Source organism: Agrobacterium sp. 22-221-1 (assembly GCF_053522445.1).
This window is the reverse complement of sequence record NZ_JBNWCL010000037.1, coordinates 1-8,970: the sequence shown is the minus strand read 5'-3', so window position 1 is coordinate 8,970 and position 8,970 is coordinate 1. Positions and strand designations below refer to the sequence as shown.

2 protein-coding genes and 1 pseudogene are annotated in these 8,970 nt (G+C 51.4%); 1 reads left to right on the top strand and 2 read right to left on the bottom strand.

The window, feature by feature from the left end; genetic code table 11:
- The first annotated feature begins 601 nt into the window (after window positions 1-601).
- Window positions 602-7,525: a hypothetical protein gene (locus tag ACQZ5N_RS26205; protein ID WP_448734551.1), complete on the top strand. Its 6,924-nt coding sequence runs from the start codon at window positions 602-604 to the stop codon at window positions 7,523-7,525.
- Between the two features lie 357 nt (window positions 7,526-7,882).
- Here ACQZ5N_RS26205 and ACQZ5N_RS26200 read toward each other — a convergent pair whose 3' ends face one another.
- A complete protein-coding gene (locus tag ACQZ5N_RS26200; protein ID WP_448734550.1) occupies window positions 7,883-8,530 on the bottom strand; it encodes a DUF2161 domain-containing phosphodiesterase in 648 nt (215 codons plus the stop codon).
- 237 nt (window positions 8,531-8,767) lie between these two features.
- Window positions 8,768-8,970: pseudogene (locus tag ACQZ5N_RS26195) on the bottom strand (hypothetical protein); the annotation flags it as partial.

The following is an 8,970-nucleotide window of genomic DNA, read 5'->3' as shown; positions in this document are numbered from 1 at the left end:
TGCCCCCGTCGCTCACCGCGTTGGGGGAAGGTTCACATGGCTCAATTCTCAATGGAAATTATGCGCCTAACCGGCTCAGTTCCGCGTGGAAACCAACATCTAGGGGGATGAGTTTTCCAAGTCTCTGAATTCTCAATGATAATAAAACATGAGAAAAAAACACAACTTTCTATTGAAACCTGCGAGAAAACCGGATTTAAGATTTTTGGTGCCCCGTTCTCAGTTGGTTGAAACAATACTGGGACGGGCGGGTCAGAGGTTCTGCTGGTTGCTGATGATAGTAGTGTCGGCGATAATATATCACTAGGTGGACAAAGTGTTCTTGAATATTAAGGAATATATCCTAAGCGAACGATTTTTTTTGGACGCCTTATTATCTGCCTGTTTGTATTTTTGTTTCTTTTATTACGTGCCTTACTTAATGAAATCCACTTTTTCCGGGGAAATAAAAACCGGAATCGGCTCGTATAGAGCTGCAGAAAAACCGTTCAAATATTTTTCTTTTCTTCTCTTCAACGTAGCGCTGTTCCTCATCACAGGATTTGGTGCGTTTGTAATTCTTCGTCACAGATATGGATTTTTCTAAGTAGGGGGTGGTGATATGGCAACTTTTTTTGATGATTTTACACGACGAACATTTGATAATCTCACCAAGCCATTTCACAGTGCCCCAGACGCGGTAGCCAGCGGCTACTCTGCCTATGTAGGGATATCCAGTGGGTTGTTAGACAATGCCCTGAAGGGAGGCATTAAAGGCACGGCGGCTGGAAAGCTGGCGCTTTCTTTCAGAGCTATTGAAGATGTAGTTGTTTCCGTTGCGACAGGAGCCACTGATCGCGATCTAAGCGGTGCGGCGAATATTGCCGGCGGGCTATTTGCCAGCGCCGTTGTGGGCGTTATAGCAGCCCCGACGCTCACAGGGGTCGCCGCCGTTGTCGTGGCCGGGTATGTTGGTTCTGCGGCAGCTGAAGCTCTCTACGACACAGTCAACGAACACTACCCCAATGCGTCAGACGATCTCTATGAATTTACGGCAAACTTTGCCTCAGATTTGCGGAACGCGGTCACGGATGCCGCCGGTCGATATTCTGTCGGGGACTTCTTCCAGTCGATTGAATCGATGTGGGATGATGAGAGTGGTGATTCGGAGCCAAAGCCCGCTTCCACGTCTCCAGAGGGGGTGCCCTACGAAAACTCAACCGTATTAAAACCGATCATCCTCAAGGGAGAGCCAGCTGCACCCCGAGTATATATTGTGGAATCCTGGTTTGACCCTGTCGTTCTCGATTTGACCGGCAACGGCCTCAATATAACTTCGGTTGGTTCGTCGAATACCTATTTGAACATGGAGGGAGACGGGCTACAGCATAAAACCGCCTGGGCAGGAAGCGGCAACGGCGTGCTGGTACTCGACCAACAGGGGTCGGGAGACGTGAATTCTCCGGAAGCTTTTATCTTTACGTCTTGGGACCCAACGGCAAAATCGAACACCGAGGCTCTGGCGAACGTTTTCGATACGAACGGAAACGGCAAGCTTGATGCGGGCGACGCGCGCTGGTCCGAATTCAAGATACTTGTTTCGAATCCCGACGGCACGCAGCAACTCCAGACCTTTGACCAACTGGGGATCGCGTCCATTGATCTGTCGACCGACAATAATCGCACGGTCTTGGGAGATGGTTCAGTCGTACTGGGTCAGGGAGGATACACCCGGACCGACGGTACGACCGGTACTATGGCCGACGTCCAGTTTGTTTATGATGGCCAAGGCTACATCGTTGACAGGGAGACTGTCGTCAACCCCGATGGTTCGACATCAATTTTGACGTCCGCCTTCCATCCCGATGGGAGTGTTGCTTACAAATCGACACTGATCACGAGCGCCGATGGCCTGACGAAGTCCCTGGAGTATGACATTGGTGGGGATGGTGTACCCGATACCCGCCAAACAGAAGTCACCGCGATAAACAGCGCTGGAGATCGCACGCAAACGATTTCCAACTACGCGCCAGACGGCCGCTTGCTGAGCAGGGAAGCTACCTCAACGAGCGCGGACAAAAAAAATATCACAATCACGCGCGATCTGGATGGTAACGGCAGCGTAGATCAGGTTGAAACGCGTATTGTCGGATCAGACAACAGCACCATTACTACGATAAGATATCTCAACCAGGACGGCTCTCAAAAGGAGGCGATTTCAGTCTTCTCGAATGCAGGCGGAACCGCTTCAAGCGTAAAATCCGATTTGAATGGCGATGGCATTTTCGACGTCATCGAAAATCGTGCCGTCACTCTGAATGGGAATGGAAGCAAGACTGAGGAAGTCCTTACCCAATCAGGCAATGGAACCATAACCCAACGTGTGGTGACGACGACGAGCGCTGGCGGACGCTCGAAAGAAATACTGACGGACAAGGACGGTAATGGCGTCGCCGAGAGCAAGCAGAATTCTGGAATAGTTGTCGCTGCCGATGGAAGCTCGATAACAACCCAAAATAATCTCAATGGCGACGGGTCGTTGCGCAGTGGCCTTGTCACCACTCTCAGCGCGGACGGCTTGAGCAAGACCGTCAAAGCCGATTTTGACGGAAACGGCGTTTTCGATCTCGTCACGGAAGAAATCACCGTGGTGAACGCAGACGGCGGGCGAACGAAAACGATCGTGGAATCGAATGCCGATGCCAGCCTCCGTGCCACATCGATTTCGAACTGGAGCGCCGACGGAAAAACGAGATCGGATGCTTTCGATACCGATGGAGATGGCGACCTGGACTTCGTAGAATCGGTTTCTGTTCTGGCAACCGGGGAATCGCAGAATGTCGCGAGCGTGTTCAATCCGGACGGTTCTCTCAAAACCAGAACGACGACCATCACGAGCGCCGATGGCCTGACAACGACGATTCTTTATGCCGGTAATGCTGCTGGAACCACGGATCGGACGCAAATACGCCAGACGTCCACAAATTCCGATGGGAGTTCCACAGTCACGACGAGCCAATACAGCGCCTCTGGCGTTTTGCTCGACAAAATGATCGTTACAGCTAGTGCAGACGGGCTGGAGAAAAATACCCAGTGGCACAATGCCGGTTCCGGGACCGTCAGCCGCTCGACGAACGAGACTACCGTTCTCAACCCTGACGGCAGTCAAACACAGGCTGTGATCGAATATCATGCTGATGGTTCCGTGCGCGCGACGGTTATTTCGGCGCTCAGTGCTGACCGGTTGAGTTCGATATCCCGATTTGATGCAAACGGCGATGGCCACCTTGATCGCCAGATCGAGCGAGTGACCGCGAGCGACGGCAGCTTCATTGAAACCGTGTCCGGTTATAATCCTGACGGGTCACTGAAAGATCGTACGATCACCACACGCTCAGATGACAATCTGAATACCGTCGTCCAGAGGGATGCAAACGGGGATGGCGTTTACGATCAAAAGCAGAGCACAAGTGTCGTCCTGAATGGCGATGGCGGCAAGACGACCACCGTAACTGAATTCCACCCGAATGGCTCGACAAGTTCCCGATTGGTAACAACCGTCAGCGGAAACGGGCTTGTTCGTGTCGTGGAATATGATCGCGACGGCGATGGTGTTGTTGATGAAAAAATTACCGACACGACTGTTCTGAAAATTGGCGGTAGCAAGACCCAGACGATCACGCATTGGAATGGCGACGGCACAATCAAGCAACAGAGCGTCACGACCACCAATGGCAACGAACTCTCGCAGGCCACCACCGTTGATAAAACGGGAGCGGGAAGGATCGACAACACTCGGACTGAATTGACTGTTCACAATGCTGACGGCAGCCAGACGCATACCATCTCGGAGTTTCATCGTGACGGCTCTTTGAAGGAAAAGACCGTCAAGACCACCAGCGCCAATGGCAATGAGACCGTCGTATATGATCTTGATGGCGATACCATTACAGATCAGCGGAGCGTGACCCACACCGCAGCCAACGGCGATGTCGTAACAACGGTGATAGACTACAATAGTGACGGTAGCTTGCGAGATAAGGCCGTCAGCACCACGGGTTCCGATGGCCGATCAATGACCCTTGAGCGGGACACGGACGGTGATGGAACTATTGATCTGACCGAAACTCTCTCGATTGTTTCTAACCAGGACGGCAGTCAGACCGAAACGCGCTCCAGCTTCAATGGGGATGGCAGCCTGCGTGAAAAGGTCGTGGTTACAACGTCGGTAAATGCCCAGGTGGAGACAACACAGTGGGACACAAACGGCACCGGCGGCTTTGACCTCACCCAAACGAAAACATCGGTTTTGAGCGCGAGTGGTGAAAGCACTGAGACAGTTTCTGTTTTCGACAGTCTTGGTGCTTTGCAGGAACGGGTTGTCACAAAGGTCAGTCCGGACGAGCGGACAACGACTGTCACCACTGATAAAAACGGCGACGGGCACGTTGATCGGACACAGACATCCGTCCACGATGCAGCCGGAAACACCGTGGTCACCACGTCTGATTTTAACGCGGCTGGAGGCCTTGAACGTCGGCTCACGACCACGACAAGCGACGACGCTCTCGCCATAACCAGACAGTGGGATACTGACGGGAACGGTTCAGTCGATCAGACGCAAATCGATGTCACAGCATTGAATTCCGATGGCAGTCGGACGCACACTGTCAGCAATTTCACTGCGAGTGGCGCGCTCGCTGACCGGACCGTTGTGACGACAAGCGCCGATGCCACGACAACCATGTATAATTGGGACAATAATGGCGATGGAATTTTCGATCAGAGCAAAACCGAAACACTGACCGTTGGTGCCGATGGAACACGCACCCAGGTGACGTCGTACTTCAAGGCGGACGGTTCACTTGAAGCTCGATATGAAGAATCGACCAGTGATGATGGCCTGTCCATTTCCAAACGATGGGACAAGGATGGTGATGGCACATTTGAGGAGAGTGTGACTGACGTAACCGTCCTGAACAGTGACGGCAGCACGACGCAGACGATCAAGGACAATCCTTTTTACGATACAGTCGTGTCCACGACCGCAGATGGCCTGACAAAAACAAAGGTGAGCCTTGGCTTAAACGGGGAAACTGACAGCGAAGCGGTGCATACACTTCAAAATGCGGATGGCTCCAAGCTTGAAACACGTGAAGACCTGTTTTTTAAAACCACGACGTACACGAGCGCTGATGGGCGCGTAGTAGAGGTAACGCACCATAATTTGCTGGCGAATACGGTTAGCCAAACTGCCGAAACCAGAATTGCGGTTGATGGAACAGAGACCGTCACAGTCGAAAATTTCAATCATTCGGGGGTTCTTACCGACCGCCAAATATCGGTCACCAGCAGAGATGGCCAAACCATGACCGACTACATGGATATCAACGGGGACGGTGTTACTGATCGCATAGAGCGAGACATCTCCGTTACGAGGGCGGATGGAAGCGTTGTCAGGACAATCGTAGAAACCAACAGTGACGGTTCTGTCCGTGAAAAAACAATCATTACCACGTCCGCCGATGGAAGATCATCTGTCTTGCAGCGAGACTCCGCAGGGCTGGGATATTTTGACCATGTCGAGAGTACTACGCATGATGCTAGCGGTGCCTCCAGGACGCTATATCAAACATTCTCGACTGATGGGTCCCTTCTACAGAGCTGGCAAAAAAATGTAAGAGCCGACGGTAAGGTGACGACAATAACGACAAGCAACAGCTCGCCGGATGGCCTTGGTAATGTGGAGACGCACACGTCCTCCATCAGCGGCTCAACAACGAGCAAGATAGACTACGTTAACCTACCAGACAATCAGCCATTATCTTCGATAACCACCACACTACTCAAGGATGGAAAATCTAAAAGCACAGATATCATTCAATATCTATACACTACAGAAGTCATCTCCGATAATGCCATGCAAATCGGATCAGTTCCAGATGGCTTTAGTACTGAAATTTCGTTGACACTAGCTGATGGATCAAAGACCACCCAATTGTGGAGGTTTGGAGAAGATATATCTCAGCTATTTGAAGAATTTTCTTGGGAAAGCGCGAATGGGGAATCTAAGTTTATTTTAAATAGCAGTAAAAATGGGATACAAATTAAAATAGATGGCGATGACAATTCCATATCCTTGTCGAATCATCCCCTTGCCGCAGTGGTGTTGTTCAACGGAGATGGCTCGCAATATGATTTTGTAAGGCCGAGCATTAGTAACTCCACTATATCCATAAGTGGCCAGGCGAATAAATTATGGGCGAACAACAGCACAATATTACTCGCTAAAAGCGGCTCTGCGACGATAAACGGTATGTCCAACACCGTCATAGCCGGAATGAATGCGGAGGCCGTACTCAACGGCAACGATAATCGGCTTCTGCGGACGCAGGCTGATATCTCGAGCAATCGGAGTATAGAATCGCGTCATTATGAAGATGTTCGCCTGGATAGCAAATATGGCTTCAGTTATATCGCAACAGACAAGACGCAGAAAACGTATTTCGAGGCGGACAAGATACCGGTAACGATATTCGGGACTTGGGATGAAATCTGGGTTTATACTGTTACAACGCACGTTTTTCTTAACGGTCCTATTCCCTCCTCCGGTCATTGGAAAACCTATGAAGCGATTTCGGTGAATGATGCTCGAACCTACGTCCGTGGTTATCCTGCCCTGATGCTCGACGCCGACGGATATGTTGGTTTCGATGGCGGGCAACGTGTAAGCGGTGGCGTTGCTGGCAATTGGGTGACGGCACTCGGTGATCGCTCCGTTTCGCTTGTCGGCTCAAATATGAAGCAAGCCGTCGACTACCTCATCGGAGGCAACGGCAATGACATTATCGACGGGCGAGCGGGAGAGGCGGACATTCTGCATGGAGGTGCAGGTGACGATACGATTTACTTCGATGCTGCGAGCTATGGAAAATCCGGCGGAACATTGCTGCCGCAAGCCATCGACGGAGGTTCCGGCTACGACACTGGTATTGTGACCTCGACGGGAGATGTGAATATCTCGCTCGCAACAGGAAACTTTGAGGCGTTAATATCCAATAGCGGGAATGACACGATCACTGGCAATCCGAATGCCGCAGGATATATCGACGGCGGTGCTGGAAACGACATCATAGTCGGTGGATTCCTTGACGATATTTTGTTAGGTGGCACTGGAAACGATACGATACACGCCGGGCAGGGGAATGATTTTCTCATTGGCGGTGCAGGCAACGACTTCCTGAGCGGCCAAGACGGAAATGATGTCCTCAATGGCTCTGACGGGAACGACGTGCTCAATGGCGGAACTGGCAGCGACACGTTTATTTTCAACCTCGGTTTCGGCCACGATACGATTCAGGACTTTACCAAGGGCCAGGACATCATCGAGTTCGAGCATGGTTTGTTTGCAAGCTGGCAGGACCTTGTCGCAAAGACGAGCCAGGTCGGTACGGACACGAAAATCTTCTACGATGCGGAAAACTCCATCCTGATCCAGAACGTTGCATGGGCTCAACTCGGTGCGGATGACTTCCGTTTCGTTTGATGGCGCGTGCGTTTGGTCAACATTTTGACAGAGCGTATTGGAGTTCCCTCCATTACGCTCGTCACCGAAACTTGCACGGCAGGGACGGTGATCGTCTTGTCTCTCGCTGTCGACCTCGACCAAAGATGATCAATATTCTTTGTTAAGGGCACAGAGGTTGCTGGGAAATGCAATTCGCCGGACCGCCTTGAAGATCATCAGCCATGCCAATGGTTGATGATGGATGTTGATGAAAGTAGTTCGGGTGGCCTATCGGTTTGGTTAGGTCGCCCATTTCCCCGGAATATACCGACCACCCAAAGATTTGCGTAGTAGAGGGGCAGGCTCTGATCGCGCCAACGGCGATTAATCTGTCACTCATATAGGCCAGCGCATCAATGCTTCGCGGCCCGCGTCGCTCAAACCATAGACCCCTCGGTCAAGCCTCTCAAACCAGCCATATACATTTGAGAGTAGTATTTTGCCCGCATCGGGGAAGCCCAGCTTCACATCGCGGACGCGTAGTGGTCCTTGGGCCAAGGCTTTCGCACATCCAAGTGCTTGCTGGCGGTACGCCGTCATGAGTGGTGTACGCATGCTGCCACCAAGCACTGGATCACCTTTGCGTTTCTGATGTTCGCGTATAAGTCGCGACCGCCGTTTGGGATTTGTTCGTGGCATTGGAGAAACCGAACTCACGATGATGTTGACATCACCGCCTTCCGATACCCCAAGCATTCCAATCCCCAGGCGACGACAAAGGTCTCGGTAACGCTTATCGGTATCGCGTCCTTTCCCTCGGACAGACATTTTCGCTGCGATCCAGACTTCATCAGAGATCGATCCCCGATCAACCGCTTGAAGTATCAGCTCGAGATTGAAAGCGAGTTTCAGTTCGCAAATCACGACGACGGGCGGATCATCTTCACTTAGACCGACGAGATCGCAACTGCCGACCTCTCCTTTGACCACATAGCCAGCCTTTTCGAGAAAGGCTTTCACAGGTTGATAGAGAGAAGTTTCCATGGATGCGCTCTGGAGGGTAATCGTGGAATTATGTAGCAAATGCCACCGAAGCGAAAGCGTCGCAGTGCTGACGGCCTGCCGTTTACAATTTTGCGACCAAGCGCACCAGCGGTCATCGTCTGCTTAGCAGCAGAGATTGCGGGCGTCTCAAAATTATTTACCCTCAGGCACAGCAAAAGCCGGAAAAACAAGTGTTGCTTTAATCGGACAGGCTGTGTGGAAGCCTGCTTGCCACATTTATTGATCCCAGCCGACGATTGCGAGCTCGGGCCATAATTTGATCCAGCGATCGACCTTCGTTTCATATATTTCGCGCGTAATCTGCTTTTTGTTCGGGCGGACTGACCTTGCCCCGTTGAAATAATCCATTTTGAAGTAAGCTCTGGCCCATTGAGAGGACCAGGGAATGAAGCGCAATCGTTTTACAGACGAACAGATCA

Coding starts and splice junctions, on each gene's coding strand:
- ACQZ5N_RS26200 (WP_448734550.1), bottom strand. CDS start 8,530: ATGGAAACTTCTCTCTATCAACCTGTGAAAGCCTTTCTCGAAAAGGCT.
- ACQZ5N_RS26205 (WP_448734551.1), top strand. CDS start 602: ATGGCAACTTTTTTTGATGATTTTACACGACGAACATTTGATAATCTC.